Here is a 26962-nt window from a genome sequence, read left to right as displayed (position 1 = left end):
TTGGTTAATTACCTTTAATCGCTGACATCATGTTCCACATAGGCATAAAAATACCCAACGCTAAAATCAGCACCATAATGGCAACAAACACAGTTAAAATAGGTTCGATTTTTGCAGTTAAACTACGTAGATCGTAATCAACTTCACGCTCATAATAATCAGCAGCCTCTTGTAATAGCTCATCAACCCGACCGGTTTCCTCGCCCACCGCAACCATCTGTAATACAAGCTGAGAAAACAGTTCAGAGCTTTTTGACGCTCTAAGTAAACTATCGCCCTTTTCTATATCTTGGCGCATAGTAACAATCGCTTTTTCCATATAACTATTATCTACTGCATGCGCAGTAAGCGATAATCCAGTGGTCATGGGAACACCAGATCGCAATACCATAGCTAAACTTTGGCTGTAGCGAGCAAGCAAAGTACGTTTTAGAATATCGCCAATAAAGGGAATTTTTAATTTATATTGATCCCACTTAAAGCGCCCAGTATCTGTATTTAAATAACGCTTCCAAGCGAATACCGCGCTAATACCCATGATCAACAACAACCACCAGAAATTAACAAAAAAACTACTAGTACCAATTAGTATTTGTGTCATTAACGGCAATTCGGCATCAAACTTGGCAAACATGCTCGCAAAGGTAGGTATTACAAAAATATTTAAAATAACCATAGCTGCTACAAGAGCCAAAATAACAAAAGTGGGGTAGCGCATTGCTGCTTTTATTCGTTTGCGGGTTTCTTGCTCTTTTTCAAAATAAATAGCGAGTTGGTAAAATGCATCCTCTAATCGACCAGAACCTTCACCAACCATAACCATTGACACGGTTAAACGGCTAAATACTTCGTTATGTATCGCCATTGCACTGGATAAGTCACGGCCTTGCTCAAGTTGCCTGGTAACTTCCATCAATACATTTTTAAATTCTTTATTTTGTGTTGTATCTGCCAGCCCAATCATTGCTCGTATAATTGGAATACCTGCTTTTAATAGCGAATACATTTGCCTAGAAAACATAATCATGTCGTCTAACGTTATTTTTTCGACAAATAAGTTATCAAAAATTTTAATATTATTTTTTGTTTCAACTAAAGAAATTGATATTGGTATAAATTGACGCTTCATTAAACTATCGGCTACGCCAGCTTGGTTACTCGCTTCTAATTGGCCTTTGACCAATACACCTTTGCTGTCTTTCGCTTTATAGTTATATAGTTGCATCAATATCCCCTACTATTTCTGGGATATATTCAGCCACTTTAAATACTTCATCTAAAGAGGTAATACCTTGCTTAGCGTAATTTAGTGCCATTGTTGAAAGTGGTGAAAAGTTAGCACTATTTTTAGCTGCCTTTGCAAAACCTTGTGTGTCGTTAACCCGTAATGCATCCATCATCGCATCATCCATTTCGAGTAACTCAAAAATACCTACACGCCCTTTATAGCCACTGTGATTACATGCGGTGCAACCTTGCCCTTTAGAAAATTGAGCATCTGTAATCTCTTCGCCTAAATATTTTAACCAACTTAATTCTTGGCGATCTGGCAAGTACGGTACTCTGCAGTCATTACATACTCGTCTTACTAATCGCTGAGCAATAATCGCGCGCAGTGAACTTGCAACTAAATAGGCTGGTGCGCCCATGTCGATTAAACGCATAGCACTGGTAATTGCATCATTGGTATGTAACGTTGATAGTACGAGGTGGCCTGTTAAAGCGGCTCTTAATCCAATATCTACCGTTTCTTGGTCGCGCATTTCGCCAACCATTATAATGTCAGGATCTTGCCTTAGAGCGGTCCGTAAAATACTTGCAAAGCTCAGCCCTATTTTATTATTTATTTGTACCTGGTTAATACGGCCAATACGATACTCAACGGGATCCTCTACTGTAATAATTTTACTTTCTTGTTGGTTTAACTCACTTAATGCACCGTATAGTGTGGTTGTTTTACCCGAGCCTGTTGGCCCAGTAACTAAAACCATGCCATGAGGACGTTTTATAATGCTGCGTACACGTTTTAATATGTGTACTGGCATGCCTGTTTCATCTAACGATAATAATCCGGCTGATTGATCAAGCAAACGCATTACAACTGATTCGCCATGCTGAACGGGCATAGTAGATAGGCGCACATCAATACTATGGCTGCGCACTTTTATATTAAAGCGACCATCTTGAGGAAGGCGTTTTTCAGATATATCTAATCCCGACATAAGCTTTAAACGTAGCACTAATGCCGATGCTATTTTTACTTGGTTAAGAGTATGCTCTTGTAATATGCCATCTACACGTTGACGAATGCGAAGCAAACCTTCATCTGGCTCAATGTGAATATCAGATGCGCGAACTTGAACTGCATCCTCAAATATTGATTGCAGTAACTTTACAACGGTTGCATCGGATGTCTCATCACCTAAAGAGTTTAAATCAAACTCTTCTACGTCTTGATATTCTTCATGGAGTTGTGCTGCAAAGTTAGTAATTTCATCTGTACGACGATATACGTTGTCAAACGCAGCCATTATTTGACTTTCTTGTACAACAGCTAAATCTATTCGTTTAGGAGCAAGCATAGTTGCAAGTTGATCAAGCCCCCTTAGATCAGCAGGATCGCTCATCCCGACTAAAACAGAGTCACCATTGTCTTCAATTACTAATGCTCTGTAGCGACGTGCATAAACCTCAGATAAAAGCTTAGATACATCAGCTGATATTTTTCGCTGTGATATATCTAAAAAAGGTACTTGTAATTGCTGCGCTAAAAAACGTAATAGTTGTGGTTCACTAATAAACTCAAGTGTAATAAGCGTCGAACCTAATTTACGACCCGTCGCAGCTTGAACGTTTAGCGCTTCGCTTAGTTGCGCTTCGGTGATCATGTGCTCATGAACAAGTAAGTCCCCTAAGCGCATTTTTAAACTAGGTCTCATACGGCCTCCTTTAGCGCAACTAAACGCTGTAATGCATGCTGCGTCATAGCTGTATTTAATCCACCTAAATCTAGAGCCACTTTGTAAAGCTGTTTAGCATCGAGGTACTCTCCTAATGCATCTTTTGAGGTTGCAAGTGCCAGCCACCACTTAGCTTGACTAGGCTGTAGTTGTGTAAGATGTTTAAAGCTTTCAAGTGCTTTATGGTGCTTACTCGCACTTTGCGCAGCAGTACCTTGTAGCACCCAAAAATCAAGATTCGCTTGAGCCTCAAATTCATCACTTAAAAGCAGCAATACTCCTTCATACTGTTGTTGCATAATGAGTATTTTGCTTAGCATTACACGCCATTCAAGTACGTTAGGGTTTTGGCGAATACCTGCTTGCAAAACCTGTTGCGCAGAATTTATATCTTGTTGTTTAAAGTAAGTTGCAGCGAGTAAATTTCGAGCTTCAACGTGCAAAGGCAATTGCGCTAAAATAATATTTAAATCACTAATGGCTTCATTGTATAAGCCAAACTGTATTGCTTGTTTAGCTGCGGCTAATTGCTCAATCAATAAAGCCTGTGGCGACTTAGCTTCTGCCACGCTTTTAGTCATAGTATTTTGAGACTTAGTTTTAATCATTGGAGTAATTTTTGGTTTGCTGACAATAGCTTCGCTAGTTACCAGTACATTATCTTTAGCTAGTGCAGGGCCTTGTTTAACTTCGGCAATTACAACTGGCTCAGCCGTTGGTTGAGAAACCAGTAATGCGGCTTCACTCAACTTGGATTCAGCTAAATCATTCACTTCTGGTTTTATTTGCTCAACTTGCACAACCGTTTTCACAACATCTTGCTCAACTAAAGGTTCTACATTGCTTTTTTCATCTTGATAATCAGATAAATTAGAGCTTAGAACCGCGACCATTTTTTGCTGTGGTAACACAGACTCACGTTGAGTCTCTTTTTTGTCGGCGGTCGGTAAATATAGGTATGCTAAAAAAATGACACTTAGCATAATAAGTAAAATTACGGCTTTAAATGCAATATTTTTTACATCATATATCGGCTTTAAACTTATACCTCCTTGAGTACTTACTTGTTTAGCTTCTCGTTGCTCAATATTTTTAAGCATATTATTTATAACGCTCATAGCCACTGCCTCCATGCCCATATGGCAGCAATAGCTAAAACACTAAACATTAAAGCACTGTAGCTCCAATATTGTCCGGTTCGATACTTTGCGCAGTCTTCGGTATCTTTTATGGCAAGTTGAATATGGCGATTTGTTATTGTATTTAATCCTTCACCGTAAGCTTGTAATAGTGCTTTGTGGCATAAAATATTAACTAATCTAGGAATTCCACGGCTAGCTCTAGCAATTTTGAGCCCCATACTATTATTAAATAAAGGAGGCCTATTAAACCCTGCAACTTGTAAGCGGTGATTAATATAATAAACAACCTCAGCGCCAGTCATCGCCCGTAATTTATAGGAAAAACTGATACGTTGGCGTAATTGCCTTACTTTGTTGTTTGCCAGCTTTTCATCAAGTTCAGGTTGTCCAAATAACACAACTTGAATTAGTTTTTCGCTTTCTGTTTCTAAGTTTGTAAATAATCTCAACGCTTCTAAAGTCTCCCAACTCAAGCATTGCGCCTCATCTATCAAAAGCACTACACGCTCATTATCTTCTTGTAAGTCAAGTAGGTGATGATTTATAAGCTGCCCTAGCGCTTGCTGATCTAATGCTTTATCTACATCCATGCCCAGCTCAATTGCAATCGCCCATCTAAGCTCTTCTGGGCTTAAATAGGAATTAGGCAAATAAGCCACAATGTAATCTGGCTCAAGTTGGTTTAATAGCTTTCTACACAGTAGCGTTTTACCAGTCCCAACTTCACCAGTGACTTTAATAAACCCTTCACCCATTTCAATAGCTGTTGTTAACACTTGCATCGCTTCGTGGTGCGGTTCAAGTGCACAAAAAAACTCTGTGTTAGGGGTTAACGTGAAAGGCATTTCACTTAAATTAAAAAAGCTTAAATACATGGTTAGTTTTCATACCATGTTTTTAAAAGCTGACGGCTTTCACCTTGTTGTTTTTTCCAAGTATCTGGCATAACAACAGTTGGTTTGATTAAAATAATCAGTTCTTTTTTCTCTTGGCGTTTACGAATACTTTTAAATAAATTGCCAAATAGTGGGATATCACCCAACACGGGGGTTTTTGATTCTTCATCCTGTGTTGATGTTTGCATCAAACCACCAATAACCACTATTTCGCCACTTTGAGCGCGAATAACAGTATCTGATTCTCGAATGTTACTTTGTGCTAGAGGCAACTCAAAACGTTGATCGTCTAATGTAATTACTTTTAGCTGCTCTTCTGTTTCAGTTACTGAAGGGTGAACATGTAAAATTACTGAGCCATACTTGTCAATCTGCGGTGTTACATCAAGGGCAATACCAGAAAAGAACGGCGTTAAATCAATCTCAGGCGAGGTCGTTGTAGCAGTACCCGTTACCGTCGTACTTGATACATTAGTAACAAAATATTCGTCTTGCCCTACTTTTATAACTGCTTTTTGATTGTTTGTAGCGGTAACTCGAGGGTTAGATAGCATTTGCACATCACCTTGCGTTTCAAGCAAATTAATAACCCCGTTAAAGTCTCCTTTTTGAATGGTTAGCGATGACGCTCCACCAATTGCGGCTGAAATACTATTACTGATAGTAGAACCCGCTGTTGTAGCAAACGAAATACCGCCTTCTAAACCACTCGCTATACGCTCCCAGTTAACCCCCTGTTGGTACTCATCTTTTAAAGTTACTTCTATTATTTTTGCTTCTAGAATAACTTGGCGTTGCAGGTTTTCTTGGCTTTGACGCAAAAACTCTTTTAGCTGACTAATTTCGCTTGGTAGTGCATTTACGGTTACCAAACTAGCTTGTGGGCTTGCAACAACATAGCGCCCATCGCTTGCGCCAATTAAAGACTTAAGGGCGACTTCTAATTCTTTCCAAAAATCATTTTTATTAATTGTTTGGATTCGAGAACCGTTTAAGTCTAAGCTTTGATTATCGCCGCCAAACTCATTATTTTGCTGGTTACTACTACCTGAACTTGAACCACTCGAACTACTGCCACTTTGTGCAAATTGACTAACCCCACCAGCAACCACACTCACTGTAGACTGACCATGGCGCTGCATCATTAAATAATTTACAGGTATTGTTTCTGTGCGCATTTTGGCTGGCAGTACTTGTACTATTCGTCCTTCATTAACAATATCTAAAGGATACATACGCTTAATAACAGCAATGACTTCATTAAACGTAACGCTTTTAAGATTTAAACTAATTGTGCCATTTACCTCAGGATGCACAGCAACACTAAAAGGCGTATCGTCTGTTAAGCCTGCAAAAAAAGTACCTATTTCAACATCATTTGCAGCGACATCAAAACGCTTGATAGATAAATCATCATTTATAGTTTGCTCATTATTTATAGATGACAACAAGCTTTGGGTAAGCTCACTCGGCATCTGTAAAGGCGCAATCGCTTTAGCTTCTACTGGTTTTTCAGCCAGCTCTTGTTCTATATGAGTTTTAACTTTTTTACCAGGCTTAAAGCTATGGCAAGCCGTTAAAAATGTAGGTAACAATAGAAGAACAAGCCACGGGTAAGATAAATTATTTTTTAATTTCATAGTCATATAATTCTAATTTTATTTGTTTATCGTCATTTGCTAGCACAACCTGTTTTGAGTTTATGCTTAGCACCCGAAAATCGTCTACAGCATCACCCACTCGATAAATATGGCCAGAAATAATAGCCTTAAATGCGGTACTGTTTTTAATAATAGATTGCAATTTAAGTTCTGTGTTTTGAGTTACACTCTTGTTGTTATTTACATACATATTTGGTTGAGTAGGATCGCGTAATTGCGCTAATGCACTGGGTGCGAAAGTGAACAAAAGTAATAAAAAACATAAATTATAATGCGATAAATTTTTCATTAGCGCTCACTGTAGCAATTTGTAAAGTTAATTCAGCTTGAGGGTACTCTAGTACCTGATAACTAAACTCCTGTATTAATAACTTATCTTGATTACTTTTTAATGCGGCTAAATATTTTTGTAAGCTAAAGTAGCTACCTTCTAAAGTAACGACCATCTGATGCTCAAAAAATAATGTTTGCGTATCATGTTCACCTAGTTTTTCTACATCGATAGCCTGTGCTGGTTTGACATTAAAGCTACTCACTTTTACGTCGCTACTATCTACGAGCAAATCTTTTAAAACGGCAGGTACATTTTTAGCCGCTACAAAGCCTTGGCTAAAACTATTAAGTTGATTATTTATTTCTGCTAACTCATCTCTGGTTTGTGCAATTTGACTGCGTAAAACCTTAGTGTAGTCGTAGTTTAGTGCTTGATTTAACATGGAGAGTTGCGCATTTATCTGCTGTAACTCCTGCAATGCTGCATTTTGTTCAGAGCGAATATGAGCAACTTCATCTTGCTGTGGAAAAATAACAAACCACAGGCCGAGGTAAATCACCATGAATAAGCCTACAAATACAGTGGAATACTTCTCACGCTTTTGCAGCGATGCAAATTGAGCTCGATACTTTGCCCAAATAGGCCAACCTTTGTCTTTCTTGTTGTTCATGGTTTAGCGCCTTTATCAGCAAGGTCGGTCGCCACATTAAATTCACTCAGACCATCTTTTGTTGACAGTTCTAAAACTGAAAATTCTTTATCAATAAAAAAAGGTGACTGCTTTAAATTATTAAACCACATAGGTAAAAATTTTGACTGCGATACTTGCCCTTGAAACGTGACACTTTGCCCTACAAATTTAATATGGGTAAGCCAGATATTAGGCTCGTGATACTTGGCTAAATCTTGCATAACCTGCGCATAGTCGGTTGCGGATTGATCTGAGCTTTGCTCTAAATAACTAAATATTTGCTGCTTATGCAAAACCTCTTGCTGAAGTGTTTTTAGTTCATTAATAAAAATTGTTTTATTTTGCTTCTCTGCTAGCTGCTGTTTTACAACTTCTAACTGAGCTTTTCCTTGTTTGAGATATTCCTTTTTTTGTTCTAAATCAAGCTCACTTGAATAAGTTTTATAACTGTAAAAAGCCCACGTGATTGCAATAATTAATAGCGCACCTAACCACAGTGTAATCATTCCCGATAAAGGGACTGGGTCTCGGCGTACTCGTAAGGTTTTTTGATAAAAATTAATCCGGGTTTTCATAGCACAGACTCCGGATCTGTTAATTGATAGGCTGCTCCGAGCGCATAATAAAAGTTTGGCTCTAATTGCTGCGCTAATTCTAAGTTAGGCGCAAAATCTACAACTTTTACTTGTAAAAACTCTGCAAGACCGGCTCTAAGAGTTAATGAAGATAAATCATCGCACTGTAGCTGTATGCTGCGAATTGGCGGTTGCTTGAGCTGGCTTTCAAAAAAGTCCATCGAACGCTGAATTTCTAACCCTAACGCCTCTACTAATTCTTGGTTTTGATCCTTATCTGAAATACCTAAAAAACCATTTAATCGCCTAGCTAATACTAATTGTCCATCACGAATAATTAAGATTCGAGGTTCATGATTAGCATGCTGCACAATCAGCATATGCGCCTCTTTGTATGAGCCAAATAAAGTTACTAAAACCATTTCTTCAGAGGTCATTGCACGCAAAACTGGTTTAGTTTGTTCAAAACTGTCTATAAACGGAAGTAGCTGCAGCTTATTAGTAATAAATACATTCATTTTGCTGCTTTGCATTGGTAACGTTATTGGATAATCGATAAAGTCAGCTACAATGTTTTCAGAGGCTATATCAACTAAATCTTTTGTAGTCCAAGGCAGCGACTGAATGATTTCTTCATCACTAAGGTTTGGTTTATCCATTTGCACTATTTGATAAAAGTAGTGCGGTATGACTAAATTAACTGCACAAATATCAGTAGACACCTCATTTGTACAAGCAACAATTGCAGCGGTATAATCGGTTTGCTCAGACACATTTACACTGTGAGAACTGTGAACCATCCATTGGTCGCGTTGTTTTTTTAAACATACCGCGTTAACAGTATCTGCGTAAGTTGCAACACCAATAGCTGTATTTGGATCTAAACTACGATTTAACCATGAAAACAGCTTTTCTTTCATATAGCTACTATTGTTAATTGAGTATGAAATAAGTGTCGTACATTTTAACTACTTTGCCAAATTGAAAACCAATAAAATGCATGAAACATTCAAAATAGATGAAAATAACTATATTCAACAATTAGATAGCTCGTTTCTAAAAAAGAGAAATATTTGTTTAGGTATAAAACGTGATGATTTACTCCATCCGCTAATAAGTGGCAATAAATGGCGTAAATTAAAATACAATTTAGCGCATATGCAAAAGATAAATAAAACAGAGCTTCTGACTTTTGGTGGTGCGTTTTCAAACCATATTCACGCCTGCGCAGCCGCAGGAAAAGAATTTAATATAAAAACTCACGCGATTATTCGCGGACCAGAACTGGATAACAACAACCCAACAATCCAATTTGCAAAACATTGTGGTATGAACCTACATGTTGTTAATCGTATAGAGTATCGAAAACGCCAAGACACCGATTACCTTAATGCTTTGCAAGAGCGCTTTCCAAATGCTTATATCATTCCTGAAGGTGGTACAAATGAGCACGCTTTATTAGGATGTAAAGAGTTAGTACAAAGCTTACCCGAACATAACTACTTAGCTTGCCCTACAGGTAGTGGTGGCACGCTTGCTGGATTAATAGAAGGCAGTGCTTCAACAACACAAGTTATTGGTATAGCGGTATTAAAACAAGCTGATTATTTAAATCAAGAAATAAAAAAGCTCAGCGCTAAAGCTAATAATCAAACTAACTGGCAGTTACTCACAGAGTTTCATGGTGGTGGTTATGGAAAATTTTCACCTGAGTTATGGCAGTTCTGCCAAGATATAGGCCGCACACACAACCTACCGCTTGAGCCTATTTATAGCGGAAAAATGGTGTATGCATTGTGGCAACTTATTGAGCAAGATTATTTCCCATCTGGGAGTAAGATTATTGCGGTCCATACCGGCGGACTTCAGGGGCTAAATGGTCTTAAATATAGAGGCTTAATTTAATGAAATACCGCTTGCGTAAACTCTTGAAGTGGCTCTGAAAAGTAAAACCCTTGAGCTCCCACCACTCCCAACTTGGCAAGCGTAAACAACTCTTTTTGAGTCTCTACGCCAACGGCATATACAGGTAAATTTAAAAGGTTTGCGGCTTCGACTATCTTTTTTATTTGCCTTTGATTTTGAGTTTTTTCATTTAACAAATGAATTAGATCGTATGATAATTTAAGCCCACATACTTGGTTATAATCAGCTAATACAGCTAACTTCTCACTACTTTTTACATTATCAATTACAATTTGTGAACGGCTTTTTTTAATTATATTTAGTGCATTAGTTATCGATTTTCTATGAGTAAAAAATTCTGTCTCACTTATTTCAAATTGTAATTTAGCACTTAATTTAAGTTCAGCTATTTGACTAGGTAGCCACTCCCAAAATACATCGTTAAACCAATTTTTAGGGTGTAGATTTACACTAACTGTTTGAGCCGAAGATTCACTCAGCATTAGCTTTTTAACTTGTGTTATTACGGCTTTATCTAATATTAAAGCGTCTTGATTACTATAAACCTGATTAATAAAATAACGAGCAGCTAGTAATCCAAGTTGGCTATGCCTAACCCTAATAAGCGCTTCATGTTGTAAAATCTCCCCACTAGAGAGCTCAAATAAAGGCTGGAAGAATAATATAAACTTATTCTTTTTAATATTTTCGATAACCTGTTTACTCGAGAGTGGTTTTTCTTGGTAATAATTTAACGCTAAGCGGTGATAGTGCTGTACTGAGCTGCTTTGCGATAGCATAAGTGCTGATTTTGCTAACTGATAAACCGCAATTTTATCTGCGCCTACTCGATAGTCGCACGCACCTATTTTAATGTTTTTATGAGTCATACTTTTTTGGTAATTTTGGCATAGTAAAAACACGCTCTGATGAAGCTTTTCAACGTAGCTGTCTAACTCGGGAGTAGATATATGTGGCAAGGTGATGGCTAAGTAATTGGAATTTAGTATTTTTACCGACACATCTTTAAATCCAGTCAATTTTCTAGTGATTAACACTTTAAAAATAGCTTCTTTATCGGTTTTCTTATCAAAGTCACATTCAATGAGTAAAAATAAGCTATGTGATGCTCTATTAACCCCATACAAAGAACTTAATTCGCATTTTTTTACTTGTTTAATTAATCGTATTTTATTTTGTTTTTGTTTAATAATTTTAGTAGGTTGTATCATTGTATTTTTGGGCGTAATTTTACGACTTACATTCAATAAACCCCACCAGCGATAAGACCAGCCAGCGGCGCCTGATATGATCAAGTTTAGCAATATAAATAAGTAACTTTGTGTTACCCAAGCAGGATAGTGATAGAGGCTCAAATTTAATGTTTTGTAAGAAAAAACTTCGCGCTCTATATTCACTAAATGCTTAAAATGCTCTGCAGGCTTTGGCACTTCCAACATAAAACCTTCACTTTTAGCCAATGCAGCCAACACTTTATTGTTTATAGAAGGAGATAAATTCAGCTCGTAAACGTGTTTAACGAACTGCTGACCAGAAGCATGAACTTTTTGATGTAATGCATCATTTAAAATAAAATTAAAACTAATAAGTATCATTAAAAATAAGACAAAAGAGATACCTTTGAAGTACTTGAAAAGCCAGATTTTACTCTTTTGCATAGCCTGCCACTCGTTAAATTATTAACTAAAGTGTTGTTCAATATCTATAGAAGTACAAGGCTATAAACTAAGTTTAAACGTTTATTAATAGTGCTAAACAAAAAACACTCAGATAAACGAGAACTTACACAAACAAACAACTATGCCCTTTATTTTATAAATAGATTAAATTGAATCCTCAAGCTTAAGCGCGTTTTGCTTGTACTATGTGCAGCGAAGCTGTGTGCTTTGTTTATAGTGCCCAACTCACTAACTTCTGACATTGATAATTCAACCTTTGCTGAAATAAACATATGGGAAAAGGATGTATGAGATTTCATATAGCAACCGGTGAGGAAAATTCTATTTTATGAATTGTCTTTTTAAGTTATCCAAAATAGGCTCAAGCCAACGGACGATATTACGATAGGTACTTAATATGGATAATTATTAAATCACTTTAACGGCTCAGTTATTTAAACAGCGGATTATAGTTTCACGTAAATTTTTAGCTTTAATAGGCTTTGCAACATGGGCGTTCATGCCAATGGATAAGTATCGTGTAATATCATCTTTCATAACATTAGCTGTTAAAGCAATTATTGGAATATTTGCGATTGCTTTATCACTATCGTTACGAATAATTTTACTTGCCTCAACCCCATCCATAATAGGCATATGAATATCCATCAAAATAATATCGTACGATTGCGATTTCACGGCTTGAATACATTCTAGTCCATTGTCGACCAAATAAATTTGAGCATCCGCATTTTCTAGTATGTTTGTAACTATTAGTTTATTGATCGAGTTATCTTCCACAACTAATATTTTGATACCTGCTAGCGGCTTTTCACTTACTGCATTTACCACAGGCACTTCATTCAGAGAGCCTACTACTTTACTTTCAATCGCCTCATACAAAACACTCGTGTATACAGGTTTCTGCAAAATAGTTTTTATACTTACTTTTTTGGCTCCATTATTTAGTAAACTTTCGTCACTCATTATAAGCACAATAGTGTTGGCATAAAGTTGAGGGTTAATATTAAAAATGCGTATTAAAAAAGTTTCGCTACTCATTGATGGCATTGCCCAGTCGACAATAATAACTTTAAATTTCTCTTTATTGTGTTCAATAATATCAATAGCTTGTTTAGCAGATTGACAGGCCGTACATGCTAACCCCATAGCCGTTAGCTGATTTTCAATTACCTTAAGATCGTCTTCATTATCATCTACAATTAGTACTTCAAACGCATCAGTAAAAGTTAGGTTAGGAGTATCATCAATTAACGCTTGGTTATTCAGTTTCACCTTAATTGAAGCTATAAATTCACTACCTACACCTTGAGTGCTTTTTACCGTTATATCTCCCCCCATCGATTGGCATAAACGCTTACTTATAGTTAAGCCTAAACCTGTGCCGCCAAACTTCCTGGTTGTAGAGCTGTCAGCTTGAGTAAAAGATTCAAATAAACCGGCAAGGCTTTGCTCGGCAATGCCAATACCTGAATCTTTAACAATAAAATACAAACAAACACTCTTAGGATCGGCTAATGATCTTTTTGATTCTATTAATACCGATACAAAGCCCTGTGTAGTAAATTTAATTGCGTTAGAGCATAAATTTAGCAGTACTTGGTTTATTCGAACTACATCACCAATTAAATTGAGCTTGACCTCTTCACCAATGACAATATCAAATGTGATCCCTTTGCTTTGAGCTAGCTCATCAAAAGTTGCTTTGATGTAGTCAACAACCGAATTTACAGAGAAAGGAAATTCTTCAAGGTTAATGTTTCCAGACTCAATTTTTGAAAAATCTAAAATATCGTTAATAACTACAAGGAGTTGATCTGAAGAATATTTAATTTTATTTAAATAATGTTCATATTCCCCAGGCAAACCTTTTTCGAGCAAAATGTTGGTTAAGCCAATAATCCCACTCATAGGCGTTCTAATTTCATGACTCATATTTGCTAAAAATTCAGACTTAGCGGATGTCAGCTTTTCGGCCTCGTCTTTGGCTTGCAACAGTTCTTCAGTACGCTGATCAACGCGAGACTCTAATCTTTGCTTTTCTTCATCAAGCTCTTTTAAAAGTTGGATGCGGCGTTGATTTAAAAACAATACGAAAACTAAAAAGCTGCTAAGAATACAGATAATCGCAGTAGCGCTGTAAATCAATGTTTTATTTTGCTCAAAATAGGTTGGCTCGTAATAAGATACAATCGACTTCTCTGGCAAGCTTTGTGAAGCTATATCGAACTTGTTTAATTGACGCCAATCGTAAGCATAAACACTTAGTTCTTCACCACTGATTGCACTTAGGCTTTTATTTTCATTGTATAAAATTATCGAATCGGCAATACGTGCGCCTATTTTTTCACCCGACAACACATACCCACCAACAACACCTGAACCTAATAGTACCTCCCAATAACTAAAAACGGGAGCTGAACTTGCTTCAGCTAATCGCTCTACTAGCTGATAAGGGCTAAGAGATTTATTATCGTAATACCTGAAAATGGGTGTAAACAATATAATTGAATCATCTGGCGCATTTTTTATTCTAGTGAGTAGCTCTGGCATTGAAAGATCAAACCACTTTTCTACGTCTAAATACGAAAAGTCACGGTTAATAACCGAAAATAGCCCTCGATAAAAGCTCATCCCAATATCATTTTTTGTATCTAATATAACGATTAATTTTTTAGGCTTCATTAAATTAACAGCGCTTGCTGTTGCTTGCGCGTAGTCTAATTTAGCTTGGATCACTGCTCCATTGGTGCTTTCAGGTAAACTAAATTGAGCGCCTGGTTCTAAATATATTCTTGGAGCATTTATAAAAAAATCATCTAATTGCGATAAAAGTACAGCTGCAGAAGGCGACTGAGTAACAATGATATCTATGTGCTTATTTTTATATTTTTGCTTAAGGTAGTCCTTCATTAACTGTTTTTGATTTGCTTCATCAAAGCGGTTTACATCCATATTTTCAACGAAGAGTTCATAACTAAAAGAACGTTCTATAAGTTTTTTACGCAGTCCAGAATCAACACTTTTGTGCCAAGGCATATCTTGGTTTGTTGAATTTATAAATAAAACATGAGTAACATTTGAAGAAGATTGAGCGTTTGAAATTGGACTCAAAAATAGAAAAACAAGAAATAAAAATAAGATATTAGTTTTCATGTTTCTCATTGTGCAATCAAGGTAAAAGTCTTTTAATGGTAAGTGTTAACGATATATATATCAATTAAAGATAATGTAAATTTCACCATAATTTAACATGCTTACTAATACTATTTCATTTTATTGCTTAATGACGATATTCATTGATAGTTCTTGGGTGCCCTCACTAAACAACCCGTATAGAAAAGCCCCGTATGAACGGGGCTTTTCTATAATACATCTTTACACTGTAAAGGTTGGGACACTAGAACGGGATATCATCGTCAAAATCAATGGTCGGTTCCATTGGGTTTGATGCACCACCTTGTGGGGCGTTTTGCGGTTTAGGAGCGAAGCCACCTTGCTGTTGTGGTGCACTTTTTTGCTGTGGTGCATAACCACCCTGCGGCTGATATTGATTACTTTGCTGCTGTGGTGCTGGAGCCGGTTTTGGTTGTGCTGCTGGTGCGGCTTGTTGCTGTGGATTATAGCCACCTTGCTGTGCGCCTTGACCTTGGTTATTTTGACCGTAACCACCACTTTGTTGGCCACCTTGCGGCTGATTACCTTGGTAACCACCACCTTGTTGGCCACCTTGATTACCTTGATAACCACCGCTTTGCTGATCGCCACCGCGTGCGCCAAGCATTTGCATTTGACCTGTAAATCCGTCAACTACAATTTCAGTTGTGTATTTTTCTTGGCCTTGTTGATCGGTCCACTTACGTGTTTGAAGTTTACCTTCAACATAAATTTGTGAACCTTTACGACAATATTCACCAACAATTTCAGCTAATTTGCCAAAGAATACAACACGATGCCACTCAGTTTTATCAACCATTTGGCCAGTGTTTTTATCTTTATAGCTATCCGAAGTTGCTAAGGTAATATTTGCTACACCGTTACCGTTAGGCATATAACGAACTTCAGGATCTTGCCCTAAATTACCAACCAAAATTACTTTGTTCACACCGCGTGCCATGGAACCATCTCCTATAAATGTTAGATTAAACCAGCGACTTTACGCGCTTGGTCTAGGTCAAATTCTTTATCATTAATCTTTAAATAGCTGCGACTTTCATCGCGAACCACAGTTGCTTCTATTACGCCAGGTAAAGCAACTAACTGAGAAGCAAGTGTTTGAGCATGCTCTTCAGAATCTAATTTGGTCATTAAACTAATAACTTTACTTTTGGGTGGGACTTGCATTTTCCACGCAATAATAAGCCATATTAACCCAACAAGTGCCGCTGCCGCAAACACAGCTTGCGTCGTTGTCGTTTGTGCTACATAACCACCTAACATACCGCCTAAAAAGGCGCCTAAAAACTGACTAGATGAGTAGCCACCCATTGCTGAACCTTTTTGGCTTGCAGGTGCTATTCGCGATACAAGCGCAGGCATAGTGGCCTCTAAAAAGTTAAACGCCACAAAATAAAGCAGCATACACACAGCAATGCCTACTACACTATTAACCCATACCGACATTGCTAATATACTAATAGTTAACAAGGCTACTGAGCCAATAAATGCTTGTTTTTCTTTCTCTTTTTTAATGGCTACAATCATTATTGGTACCATTAATAAGAATGCTAAAAATAGCACTGGAATATATAAATACCAGTGATGGTCTGCAACCAAGCCATCTTTAATTAACTGACTCGGCAGTACGACAAATATAGTGGTTAGTGTTAAATGCAGTAGCAATACACCTGCATTTAATCGTGCTAACTGCGGATGTTTAATTAGTTTTTTAATATCACTAAAGCTTGCTAATGTATCACCTTTGGGTGCTTTATTTACCGCATTTGGCACTAGCATGGTCACTATAAATATACCAAAAACAGCTAAAATAGCAGTCAACCAAAATACACCAGCAATACCCCACGAAGCAGCAACAATTGGCCCAAGTAACATAGCAAAGGCAAAGCTCATTCCTATGCTCATACCAATAACAGCCATTACTTTTGGTCGCTGCTCATCGCGGCTTAAATCTGAGGCAAACGCAAGTAGCGCACTGGCTATTGCGCCCATACCTTGTAAAGCGCGGCCTACGGTAACCATTTGAATAGAGTCAGCTAATGCAGCAACTACAGAGCCAATAGCAAATACGACTAAGCCACCAACAATAACCTTTTTACGACCAATTTTATCGGATAAGCGACCCATAGGTATTTGCAATACGGCTTGCGTTAAACCATACGCACCAATGGCAAAACCAATCCAAATAGGCGAAAAACCTTCAAGCGATTGTCCATAAATAGCCAATACAGGCATCAGCATAAACAAGCCGAGCATTCTAAATGCAAACACACTCGCCAGCGATACTGCGGCGCGTTTTTCTCGTGAATTAAGTGAAGATGCGGTCATTATCTGCGTGATCTTACTCTATGAAAAATTGAGGTTGGGATTCTACCATAAGCTTGGCAATAATTAATCGCCTATAAGTAAGGATTTTTCATTGATCAAGGATTAATATTGCTTCGTATTATGCGATACTGAGTAAATAATTTTGGTAATAAACGAGATAGCATGGAAAACATTGAAGTCCGAGGCGCCCGTACGCATAATTTAAAAGACATCAGCCTAACCATCCCACGTGATAAATTAATAGTTATTACTGGTCTATCTGGTTCGGGGAAGTCATCACTTGCATTTGATACACTTTATGCAGAAGGACAACGCCGGTATGTTGAATCACTCTCTGCGTATGCAAGACAATTTTTATCGCTTATGGAAAAGCCTGATGTAGATCACATCGAAGGCCTTTCTCCTGCAATTTCTATTGAGCAAAAATCAACGTCTCACAACCCACGCTCTACGGTGGGTACTATTACCGAAATTTACGATTATTTACGACTTATGTTTGCCCGCGTTGGCGAACCACGATGTCCTACACATGATTTACCACTTACTGCGCAAACAGTGAGCCAAATGGTAGATACTGTTTTGGCACTGCCTGAGGGCAGTAAATTAATGCTGCTTGCGCCTATAGTAAAAGAGCGTAAAGGTGAGCATGTTAAGTTATTAGAACAGCTATCGAGCCAAGGTTATATTCGCGCCCGTATAGATGGTGAAGTATGTGACTTGTCTGATCCACCAACACTTGAGCTTCATAAAAAACATACTATAGAAGTAGTTGTAGACAGATTTAAAGTAAAAGATGGCTTACAACAACGCCTAGCAGAATCGTTCGAAACCGCACTTGAAATGTCTAATGGCGTTGCACATGTAGCATACATGGATGATAGCAGCGCTGAAGAAATTCTATTTTCAGCAAACTTTGCCTGCCCTACTTGTGGCTATGCAATGACTGAACTAGAACCGCGTTTGTTTTCGTTTAATAACCCTGCTGGTGCGTGCCAAACCTGTGATGGTTTAGGGATACGTCAATATTTTGATCCTAATCGCGTAGTGCATAACCCAGAGTTAAGCCTTGCTGGCGGTGCAATTAAAGGCTGGGATAAACGCAGCTTTTATTACTATCAAATGCTACAAGCCGTTGCGGATCATTACAATTTTGATTTAGACGTGCCTTATCAAGATTTAGACAGCGACTCGAAAAAAATTATTTTAGATGGCTCTGGTAGCACTAAAATTGCGTTTAATTACCGCAACGACCGTGGCGATTTAATTACGCGTAACCATGAGTTTGAAGGCGTTTTAAATAACATGAATCGCCGCTACCGCGAGACCGAGTCAAACTCTGTACGCGAAGAACTTGCTAAATACCAAACAAGCCAAGCATGTCCTAGCTGTAATGGCTCGCGTTTACGCGAAGAATCTCGAAATGTATTTATTGGGCAAACCAACTTACCTGCAATCACGTGCATGAGTATTGGTGAAGCTATGGAATTTTTTGAAGGGTTAACGCTAACCGGACAAAAAGGCCAAATAGCTGAAAAAATACTAAAAGAAATTCGCGACCGTTTATCGTTTTTAATTAACGTTGGCCTAAATTACTTATCACTTGAACGTAGCGCCGACACACTATCAGGTGGTGAGGCTCAGCGTATCCGCTTAGCCAGTCAAATTGGTGCCGGTCTTGTAGGTGTAATGTACGTACTAGATGAGCCATCTATTGGATTACATCAACGCGATAACGACCGCTTGCTACAAACACTGGTCCATTTACGCGACTTAGGTAACACCGTTATTGTAGTAGAGCACGATGAAGATGCTATTCGTGCCGCTGACCATATTATTGATATTGGCCCAGGCGCGGGTGTTCATGGTGGGCATATTATTGCTCAAGGTACACGCGACGATATTTTAGCAAGCAAAGAGTCTGTTACGGGCCAATTTTTATCTGGCGTACGTAGAATAGAAATACCAAAAGAACGTCATCCAACAAACGACAAGTGGCTAGAGCTATTTGGTGCTACGGGTAATAACCTTAAAAATGTGGATTTAAAAATCCCATTTGGTTTAATGACCTGTGTGACAGGTGTATCGGGCTCAGGTAAATCAACGCTAATAAACGACACTTTATTTAAACTTGCTCATACAGAGTTAAATGGCGCAACAACAGCCGAAGCGGCACCGTATAAATCAATTAGCGGTTTAGATCATTTTGATAAAGTGATCGATATTGATCAAAGCCCGATTGGTCGTACTCCGCGTTCAAATCCGGCAACCTACACAGGTATATTTACCGGTATTCGTGAGTTATTTGCAGGTACGCAAGAAGCGCGCTCACGTGGCTACAAAGTAGGTCGCTTTAGCTTTAACGTTAAAGGCGGACGCTGTGAAGCCTGCCAAGGTGACGGCTTAATTAAAGTTGAAATGCACTTTTTGCCTGATGTGTATGTACCGTGTGATGTATGTAAGAGCAAACGCTATAACCGCGAAACGCTCGAAGTACAATACAAAGGTAAAAACATACACCAAGTGCTTGAGATGACTGTTGAAGACGCTCATGATTACTTTGATAAAATACCGGCTATTGCCCGTAAACTTAAAACGCTGATGGACGTCGGTTTATCGTATGTTCGTTTAGGACAAGCCGCTACTACTCTTTCAGGTGGTGAGGCGCAACGTGTAAAATTAGCGCGCGAGCTATCAAAGCGTGATACAGGTAAAACGCTCTACATATTAGATGAACCAACAACAGGCTTACACTTTGCTGATATTGAACAGCTGCTTGTTGTACTTCATCGTCTGCGCGATCACGGCAATACAATTGTTGTTATTGAGCACAACCTCGATGTTATTAAAACAGCAGACTGGGTTATCGATTTAGGACCTGAAGGCGGTGCTGGCGGTGGTGAAATACTCATTGCAGGCACACCAGAAGAAGTAGCCGAATGTGAGCGTTCACATACAGGGCATTACTTAAAACCTCTATTAAATAAATAGAGGTTAAGTTTTGACAAATCAATCGGCATTAAAGTTATTTAACCGTCGAGATTACACTTAATTAAAAATGGCGAGAAGACTCACTTCTCGCTATTTTTTTGCTCTAACTTTCATTTATCAACATAATACCAATCCGCAATAATACTTAATCATTTTGCGGGGCTAAACGTGTCGCTACCTGTGTTAAAAAATTCTCATTTAGACAACTAAATAGCGAATTTTTTGCCTAGCTATCAACACGTTTTTCCACCCTCAAAATAGATCTCTTAATTAAGCGAATTGGTATAACAATCGAAAATGCTATTAAAGAAAAACAACACACTGCTACAAACTTAATCTAGAAAGATAGACACGCCCTAGTCATTCCAACTTATCTGTATTATTTGCATGTCTTTATATTTTGATGCTGTAAAGAAAATATGATTGTTATCACTAATAAAAAATGCGATAGGTTTAAAATCCACATGTACATCTTGTACTGTTTTATCTTCTAAATTAAGCCGAGCAACTCTTGAAATTGCATCAGAGTAGTAAAGGTAATTTCCATTAATGGCAAAAATTTGTGCTTGTCGCGCGTCTTTAGGCAATTCCCAATTCTGTTTATTTGATAATTTAATTAACTGATTATTAGTAATTGCATAGTTAGTACCGTCAGCACCTGAAATTAATTTATTGGCTTTAATATCCTCAAATATAGTTGTGTCTCGCGTTAATAAATTAAACTGACCAAATAGATTTTCTGAACCGCTTCGCTCTAAATAAATTATACTTTCATTATCTTTAGACCATACATAGTTTAGTATCTTTCGCCCTTTAAACTCAGCTATGGTATAGAGCTTGTTCGACATAACGTCAAAAAATGCAATATCACTATTAACTCTTAATAAAACCCGATCTTGCTTACTCGATACCCTTAGTCCACCAATAGCAAAGTTAGATTTCCCTTCATAAGTAAAGTTACTAAGCTGCTTTGTAAGTCCGTTTTGAGATAACCACAACTGACTGCTGCCAGAGCGCTCGGATACAAAAATATGCGCTGGTCCTTTCTCATTAATTACTTCTGCAATGATGTAGTCGTCTTCATCACTTTTGTAGAGTGCCTCATACTCAGGAGCATCGCTAAAAAGATTAGTCGCTTTAATTAACGAAAATGCTTGTGTTTTATTTGCTGAGTAAAAAAGGCTATTAGCAGATTGAACTGCAATATAATAAGGTGAAATTGCTGGAGTAACCGTTAGTGTGCGCTTAATAATATTATTTTTATCAAACACTATGGTTGAAAGCTCAGAGCCTTCAAAAACAATCACGCCTTTATCGTCTGCAAGCCAGTCAAACGCGAAGCTAATTACGCTTTTCTTTGCTTTAAATAACCGCTTAGTTTCATGGGTTTCAAAGTTGTAACTAAATACAGAAAAAGGCTTACCCTTTTGACTAAGTACATATGCTATTTTACTACCAGAATGAGATAAACGAGGCATGATTACGCCATACATGACGCCTGGTGGTGGGATCACTATGAATTCTTTTTTAAGTTCTAAATCATATTTATATAAACCTGAACCCTCATGCTCATTTTTATATTCGGTGTAATAAATATGCTCACCACTTTCGTCTACTTGCGCATAACCTGTGTATCTAAGGTCACACTTTTTAATTAAGGTAGCCTCTCCTATAACAGGAAATTGGCTTAAATCGACGAGTACCATTTCACACTTTTGCTGCTTTAAGTTGGTCGCTTGTAACAACACAGAGCGCTGATTTAACTGCCACGATAAAATAGATACTTGAAAGCCAGGATAGGTAATTTCAACTTCCCTTTGATCAGATAGTCGCTTTACAAATGCATGCATTACGTCATTTTCAGGTTCAACATTTGTATAAGCTAAATATTGTTTATCTGAAGACATCTCAGGGTGAACCTCACTGCCTATATTCCACGTGCTTGCTACCTTATTAACCGTGATCTGTTTAATCTTTTCACTAGAAGGTGCATTAATAAAAAACAACCCAAACCATATTAAAAAGCACAGGCAAATAATGACGAATAAAGAATAAATCAAAAACTTTTTACTATTCTTTCTTTGAACCGGTTGCGAAATAGTTGCAGTAGCTACTTCTTCATTTTTGGCAGAAATACCCGTTGAGTCAGGAAAAATATTTGTAGACTCTTTAGAAACATTTGCTTGCGTTAAACGTTCAGGTATTACTGTTAGGCTATACCCTTTACGGTAATGCGTTTTTAAAAGCGGTGCTTTTTCAATTGGGTGGGCAAGCTGCTTTCTTAACTCTGAGATTGCACGGTTAATCGCATTATCATCAACAAAGCTCTGTTGCCACACACTCTCAATAAGCTCTTGGCGGGAAACGATTTGTTGAGGCTTATCTATAAAGTGGAGTAATAACTTTACTAAAAGTGGATCTAATTCCCTTTCTAAATAGTTTGAAGTAATCACACAGCGATTACTAATAAATTGCCAAGGTCCGATTTGATAATTCATAGTCTTTACGTATTTTTATTTTTATAAACCGTATCACATCTACACTTTATTTTATAGAAAAGCATTTTAAACCTTATATTAGCATTATAATGTTTGAAGCTAACATACTAAATTAAAACAATTATTTACCTTTAAAACCTTATCTATTAATTGCTCATAACTAGATAAGCGACTCTTAATAAATTCAGCGATATTCTTTAAACCGTCATCAACAAGCAGCTTAGTAGAAAATCATTTGTGATTCTAAATTGGCTGCATTTAAAAATATAAAAGGTTTAATTATGAACAGCACAATGAAAAAAGTACTACCGGCTTTACTACTAGCAACTGCTTTTAATACTACTTCAGTTATTGCAGCTGACACTAAACAAGACACCGTTCAAAATAATTTTGAGAAATGCATGATTGGTGAAAGCATAAAGGTAATTAACCCTGCTAATCAAAAACTACAAAAAACAAACAAAATAGACGCTTCTGAGTCTTTAAAAAATAATGTTGATACACAAACGTTACTTTCTTCACTGGATGAAAAAATATCAGCTGAGCTTGACTCTTCAATGAGCAAAATAAACTCGCAAATTGATAAAAATCTTTCAAAGGTAACATCGTCAATCACTGCATATTTCAGCAATGTGTTATCGAACTAAAAATAATAAAATTAAAAGTTATATTAAGGAATTATCATGAAAAAATTCACAAAAAAATTAGTATCTGCCAGCGTATTACTTAGTTGCAGCCTTTTAGCAAATACAGCACAGGCTCAAAGCTCTGTATGGAAAGTAAGTAATGGCAATGACTCACTATTTATTGGCGGTACAGTTCACATACTACCTAAAGCTGAAATGCCACTGCCCGCTGAGTTTAACCATGCTTATGAACAAGCAGATACAATTATTTTAGAAGCACCGTTACCTGACCCATCCGACACCAACGCACAAATGCAAATGCTAGGTGCGCTATCGTATACAAATAACGAAACGTTGAGTCAAAAGCTAGAACCCCAGGTTAAAGCTTCACTTGAAAATAAGCTTAGCGAGTTTGGCGCTAACCTAGCTAAGTTAGATGGTTTTCGCCCTGCTATGGTGAGTATTGTTTTAATGTCGATGGAGCTTCAAAAGCAAAACTTAATGGGTGAAGGGGTTGATGCTTATTTTACTAAAAAAGCGACTGAAGATAACAAAACAAAAAATTACTTAGAAACAATGGAATTTCAGTTAGAGCTTTATAAAACAATGGGTCAAGGCAACGAAAACGATTTCATTAAACGTAACTTAGCTGAGCTTCACAACTATGGCGATATGTTTAAAGGACTTTTAGCTGCCTGGCGCAAAGGTGATACAGACACACTGAATAAAGTGGCACTTGAAGGTATGCAGAAAAATGATCCGAATAGCTATAAACAACTCATTACAGATAGAAATAATGATTGGTTACCAAAAGTAGAAGCCATGTTTAACAACGACAAAAATGAGTTTGTACTTGTTGGAGTTGGCCACCTTGCAGGACAAGATAGTTTACTTACCTTACTTGAAAACAAAGGCTACAGCGTTTCTTTAGTCAGTGTTGATAGCACGGCGGATATAACAGTAAGAGGGGCTGAATAATGGATAAAACAGACAAACTAGCGATATCGCTACTGTTTCTATTTGGGTCTATCATGTTGATATGTGCTATATAAAAAATGCCGCTAACAAGCGGCATTTTTTTATTGTAATAAACTTACCCGCGAGGAATAAAACCAAGCGCATCGTATACCGATTTTAATGTTTTCTCAGCACGTACACTGGCTTTTTCAGCACCTGATTTCATTATGCTATTAAGTAGGCTTTGATCTTCTCTGATCTCTTTAAAGCGAGCTTGAATTGGCTCAATCATGTTTACAACTGCATCTGCTGTATCTTTCTTTAAATGGCCATACATTTTATCTTCATACTCAGGCACTAGGTCTTCTATTGAGCGCTTAGTTGCAACACTTAATAAAGTAAGCAAGTTTGATACACCCGGCTTTTCTGTGCGATCAAAATAAATACGTGCTTGTTCGTCTGAATCAGTTACTGCTTTTTTAAGCTTCTTCACAATTTGTTTAGGCTCATCTAATAACATAATGTAACCATTTGGGTTTTCGTCAGACTTAGACATCTTTTTAAGTGGATCTTGCAAGCTCATTACGCGTGCACCAAACTCAGGAATGTACGGCTCTGGTAATTTAAATACGTCGCCGTATAAATTATTAAAGCGTGTTGCTATATCGCGAGTCAGCTCTAAGTGTTGCTTTTGATCTTCACCGACGGGTACTTGATCAGCTTGATATAATAAAATATCCGCAGCTTGCAATACCGGATATGAAAATAAGCCTACGTTTACGTTATTTGCATGCTTAGATGACTTGTCTTTAAACTGAGTCATTCGATTAAGCTCACCCATTTGCGCGTAACAATTTAATACCCACGCTAACTGTGCGTGCTCAGGTACTTGTGATTGTACAAATAAAGCAGATTTTTCAGGGTCAATGCCACATGCCGCGTAAAGAGCAATACCATCCAACACTCGAGAGCGCAGTAATTCAGGCTCTTGGCGAACTGTAATAGCGTGTAAGTCTACTAACATAAAGAAACTTTCGTGGTCTTCCTGTAACTTTAGCCACTGGTTAATAGCGCCAACATAGTTGCCTATTGTCATACCACCGGTTGGCTGAATGCCGCTTAAAACTACTGGTTTACTCATGATTTTCCTTTATTTGGCTTAATTAATAATATTTAACGCTGCGTTAGAACAGGTATTATATCTAAGAAGTGATCGCATAGGTACTGTGGATTATAATCCTCAAGATTTTCACCTTGGTTATAGCCATAACTAAGTGCAATCACGTCTATATTCGCGGCTTTAGCTGCAAGTATATCGCTTTTAGAATCACCTATCATTATTGCTTTATTAGGCTGGACATTTAGTTTTTTGCAGGCAAATAGCAATGGCTCTGGCGATGGTTTTTTTGCCATGTCGTCACCGCATACAATCACATCAAAATGACTCGTTAGTGCCAGTTTATCGAGTAATTTTTCTGTAAATATTCGAGACTTATTAGTGATTAATGCTTTAGGCATACCACGAAGTGCTGCAAGCCCTGTTTCTACATGTTGGTACAAAACACTATACTCACCAACTTGTTGTTCATAGTGCTTATAAAACTCTAATATTGCTTTACCACTAAGTGACTCATCTAGATGTTCACTCACTTGCATATCGCCACTCAAAGCGCGTTTAACGAGGACTTCAACACCATTACCGACCCAACTTTCCACCAAGCGTTGGCTAACAATAGGGAAAGCAAGACCACTCAAGGTTAAATTAATAGCAATATACAAGTCGTAAACACTATCAACCAAGGTACCATCTAAATCAAATAAGGCGACATCGTACTTCATTACTTAACACTTCCAAGCTGTTTGCGCATTTGATCAATCACCACTTTGTAATCTGGTTGATTAAAAATAGCTGAACCTGCAACAAACATATCAGCACCCGCTTGTGCTGCTGCTGCAATATTATCGACTTTAATACCCCCATCAACCTCTAAGCGAATTTCTCGACCTGATTCAATAATACGCTGTTTTGCTTGGCGTAATTTTTCAAGCGTATGAGGGATAAAACTTTGCCCACCAAAACCTGGGTTTACCGACATTAGCAAAATGGTATCGAGCTTATCAATAACATGGTCTAAATAGCTTAGGCTTGTTGCTGGGTTAAACACTAAGCCTGCTTTACAGCCGTGATCTTTAATTAACTGTATTGTACGGTCAACATGCTCACTGGCTTCAGGATGAAAGGTAATAATTGATGCACCCGCCTCTGCAAATAATGGAATAAGACTATCTACAGGCTTAACCATTAAATGCACATCGATAGGTGCTGTAATGCCGTAATCTCTGAGTGCTTTACACACCATAGGACCAATTGTGAGATTAGGTACATAGTGATTATCCATTACATCAAAATGAACCACGTCAGCGCCCGCATCGAGAACTTTATCAACATCTTCGCCTAACTTTGCAAAGTCAGCAGACAAAATAGAAGGGGCTATTAAATATTTTTGCTCTGGGTTAAACATGATTAACTCCATCAATAAATAGTGTATTGCGTTAATGTAACTTAATTGAAGATGTTACCCAA

The 26962-nt window shown here is 37.6% G+C and carries 21 protein-coding genes; 4 read left to right on the top strand and 17 right to left on the bottom strand.

Annotation, left to right across the window (positions count from 1 at the left end):
* Positions 1 to 4 precede the first annotated feature (4 nt).
* From WNY98_RS03475 to WNY98_RS03435, 9 genes are read right to left on the bottom strand one after another with little or no spacing between them, the layout of a single operon-like run.
* Positions 5 to 1225, bottom strand: a complete 1221-nt coding sequence (locus WNY98_RS03475; RefSeq protein ID WP_170072583.1) for a type II secretion system F family protein — start codon at positions 1223 to 1225, stop codon at positions 5 to 7.
* The gene (locus tag WNY98_RS03470; RefSeq protein ID WP_076925387.1) at positions 1212 to 2939 is read right to left on the bottom strand and encodes a GspE/PulE family protein; all 1728 of its coding nucleotides are present in this window, start codon (positions 2937 to 2939) and stop codon (positions 1212 to 1214) included. The genes WNY98_RS03475 and WNY98_RS03470 overlap by 14 nt, the downstream gene beginning before the upstream one ends.
* Complete coding sequence (locus tag WNY98_RS03465; RefSeq protein ID WP_342877128.1) at positions 2936 to 4078, bottom strand: tetratricopeptide repeat protein; 1143 nt, start codon at positions 4076 to 4078, stop codon at positions 2936 to 2938. The genes WNY98_RS03470 and WNY98_RS03465 overlap by 4 nt, the downstream gene beginning before the upstream one ends.
* The gene (locus tag WNY98_RS03460) at positions 4075 to 4977 is read right to left on the bottom strand and encodes an AAA family ATPase (RefSeq protein WP_182736640.1); all 903 of its coding nucleotides are present in this window, start codon (positions 4975 to 4977) and stop codon (positions 4075 to 4077) included. The genes WNY98_RS03465 and WNY98_RS03460 overlap by 4 nt, the downstream gene beginning before the upstream one ends.
* A gap of 2 nt (positions 4978 to 4979) precedes the next feature.
* The gene (mshL, locus tag WNY98_RS03455) at positions 4980 to 6644 is read right to left on the bottom strand and encodes a pilus (MSHA type) biogenesis protein MshL (protein WP_342877127.1); all 1665 of its coding nucleotides are present in this window, start codon (positions 6642 to 6644) and stop codon (positions 4980 to 4982) included.
* Positions 6622 to 6948, bottom strand: coding sequence for an agglutinin biogenesis protein MshK (locus tag WNY98_RS03450; RefSeq protein WP_024594540.1), 327 nt, complete (start codon positions 6946 to 6948; stop codon positions 6622 to 6624). Before WNY98_RS03450 ends, mshL begins: the two co-directional genes overlap by 23 nt.
* The gene (locus WNY98_RS03445; RefSeq protein WP_342877126.1) at positions 6926 to 7603 is read right to left on the bottom strand and encodes an agglutinin biogenesis protein MshJ; all 678 of its coding nucleotides are present in this window, start codon (positions 7601 to 7603) and stop codon (positions 6926 to 6928) included. The genes WNY98_RS03450 and WNY98_RS03445 overlap by 23 nt, the downstream gene beginning before the upstream one ends.
* A complete protein-coding gene (locus WNY98_RS03440) occupies positions 7600 to 8199 on the bottom strand; it encodes a PilN domain-containing protein (protein ID WP_231616675.1) in 600 nt (199 codons plus the stop codon). The genes WNY98_RS03445 and WNY98_RS03440 overlap by 4 nt, the downstream gene beginning before the upstream one ends.
* A complete protein-coding gene (locus tag WNY98_RS03435; protein ID WP_024598058.1) occupies positions 8196 to 9119 on the bottom strand; it encodes a hypothetical protein in 924 nt (307 codons plus the stop codon). Before WNY98_RS03435 ends, WNY98_RS03440 begins: the two co-directional genes overlap by 4 nt.
* 76 nt (positions 9120 to 9195) lie before the next feature.
* Here WNY98_RS03435 and WNY98_RS03430 point away from each other — a divergent pair, with 76 nt between their 5' ends.
* A complete protein-coding gene (locus tag WNY98_RS03430; protein WP_076925414.1) occupies positions 9196 to 10104 on the top strand; it encodes a pyridoxal-phosphate dependent enzyme in 909 nt (302 codons plus the stop codon).
* On the opposite strand, the gene WNY98_RS03425 is transcribed toward WNY98_RS03430, so the two are convergent.
* The 4 genes from WNY98_RS03425 to WNY98_RS03410 all read right to left on the bottom strand — a co-directional run bounded on the left by WNY98_RS03425 (position 10101) and on the right by WNY98_RS03410 (position 17309).
* Positions 10101 to 11720, bottom strand: coding sequence for an EAL domain-containing protein (locus WNY98_RS03425; protein WP_342877125.1), 1620 nt, complete (start codon positions 11718 to 11720; stop codon positions 10101 to 10103). The two genes, WNY98_RS03430 and WNY98_RS03425, sit on opposite strands and share 4 nt — an antisense overlap.
* A gap of 510 nt (positions 11721 to 12230) precedes the next feature.
* Positions 12231 to 14960: a response regulator gene (locus tag WNY98_RS03420; RefSeq protein WP_342877124.1), complete on the bottom strand. Its 2730-nt coding sequence runs from the start codon at positions 14958 to 14960 to the stop codon at positions 12231 to 12233.
* A gap of 244 nt (positions 14961 to 15204) precedes the next feature.
* On the bottom strand, positions 15205 to 15921 hold the full coding sequence (ssb, locus tag WNY98_RS03415) for a single-stranded DNA-binding protein (protein ID WP_024598062.1): 717 nt from the start codon (positions 15919 to 15921) through the stop codon (positions 15205 to 15207).
* Between the two features lie 20 nt (positions 15922 to 15941).
* Positions 15942 to 17309, bottom strand: coding sequence for an MFS transporter (locus WNY98_RS03410; protein WP_342877123.1), 1368 nt, complete (start codon positions 17307 to 17309; stop codon positions 15942 to 15944).
* 162 nt (positions 17310 to 17471) lie between these two features.
* On the opposite strand from WNY98_RS03410, the gene uvrA reads away from it, so the two are divergent.
* The gene (gene uvrA, locus WNY98_RS03405; protein ID WP_342877122.1) at positions 17472 to 20297 is read left to right on the top strand and encodes an excinuclease ABC subunit UvrA; all 2826 of its coding nucleotides are present in this window, start codon (positions 17472 to 17474) and stop codon (positions 20295 to 20297) included.
* 356 nt (positions 20298 to 20653) lie between these two features.
* On the opposite strand, the gene WNY98_RS03400 is transcribed toward uvrA, so the two are convergent.
* Positions 20654 to 22795, bottom strand: a complete 2142-nt coding sequence (locus WNY98_RS03400; protein WP_342877121.1) for a winged helix-turn-helix domain-containing protein — start codon at positions 22793 to 22795, stop codon at positions 20654 to 20656.
* 281 nt (positions 22796 to 23076) lie between these two features.
* Between WNY98_RS03400 and WNY98_RS03395 the strand changes: the two genes are divergently transcribed.
* A complete protein-coding gene (locus tag WNY98_RS03395) occupies positions 23077 to 23442 on the top strand; it encodes a hypothetical protein (RefSeq protein WP_342875662.1) in 366 nt (121 codons plus the stop codon).
* A 36-nt stretch (positions 23443 to 23478) separates the two neighbouring features.
* Positions 23479 to 24399, top strand: a complete 921-nt coding sequence (locus WNY98_RS03390; RefSeq protein WP_342877120.1) for a TraB/GumN family protein — start codon at positions 23479 to 23481, stop codon at positions 24397 to 24399.
* 115 nt (positions 24400 to 24514) lie between these two features.
* On the opposite strand, the gene trpS is transcribed toward WNY98_RS03390, so the two are convergent.
* The 3 genes from trpS to rpe are packed head-to-tail and all read right to left on the bottom strand — an operon-like array spanning position 24515 to position 26900.
* Positions 24515 to 25519 (bottom strand): tryptophan--tRNA ligase, encoded by a 1005-nt coding sequence (gene trpS / locus WNY98_RS03385; RefSeq protein ID WP_288985752.1) that lies wholly within the window; start codon positions 25517 to 25519, stop codon positions 24515 to 24517.
* A 32-nt stretch (positions 25520 to 25551) separates the two neighbouring features.
* A complete protein-coding gene (locus tag WNY98_RS03380; RefSeq protein WP_101217498.1) occupies positions 25552 to 26217 on the bottom strand; it encodes a phosphoglycolate phosphatase in 666 nt (221 codons plus the stop codon).
* Complete coding sequence (gene rpe, locus WNY98_RS03375) at positions 26217 to 26900, bottom strand: ribulose-phosphate 3-epimerase (protein ID WP_024598068.1); 684 nt, start codon at positions 26898 to 26900, stop codon at positions 26217 to 26219. Before rpe ends, WNY98_RS03380 begins: the two co-directional genes overlap by 1 nt.
* Between the last annotated feature and the right edge of the window lie 62 nt (positions 26901 to 26962).

The organism is Pseudoalteromonas sp. AS71, assembly GCF_038900275.1.
GTDB lineage: Bacteria > Pseudomonadota > Gammaproteobacteria > Enterobacterales > Alteromonadaceae > Pseudoalteromonas.
The sequence above is the reverse complement of the archived record's forward strand: the minus strand, read 5'-3'. Positions and strand labels throughout refer to the sequence as shown.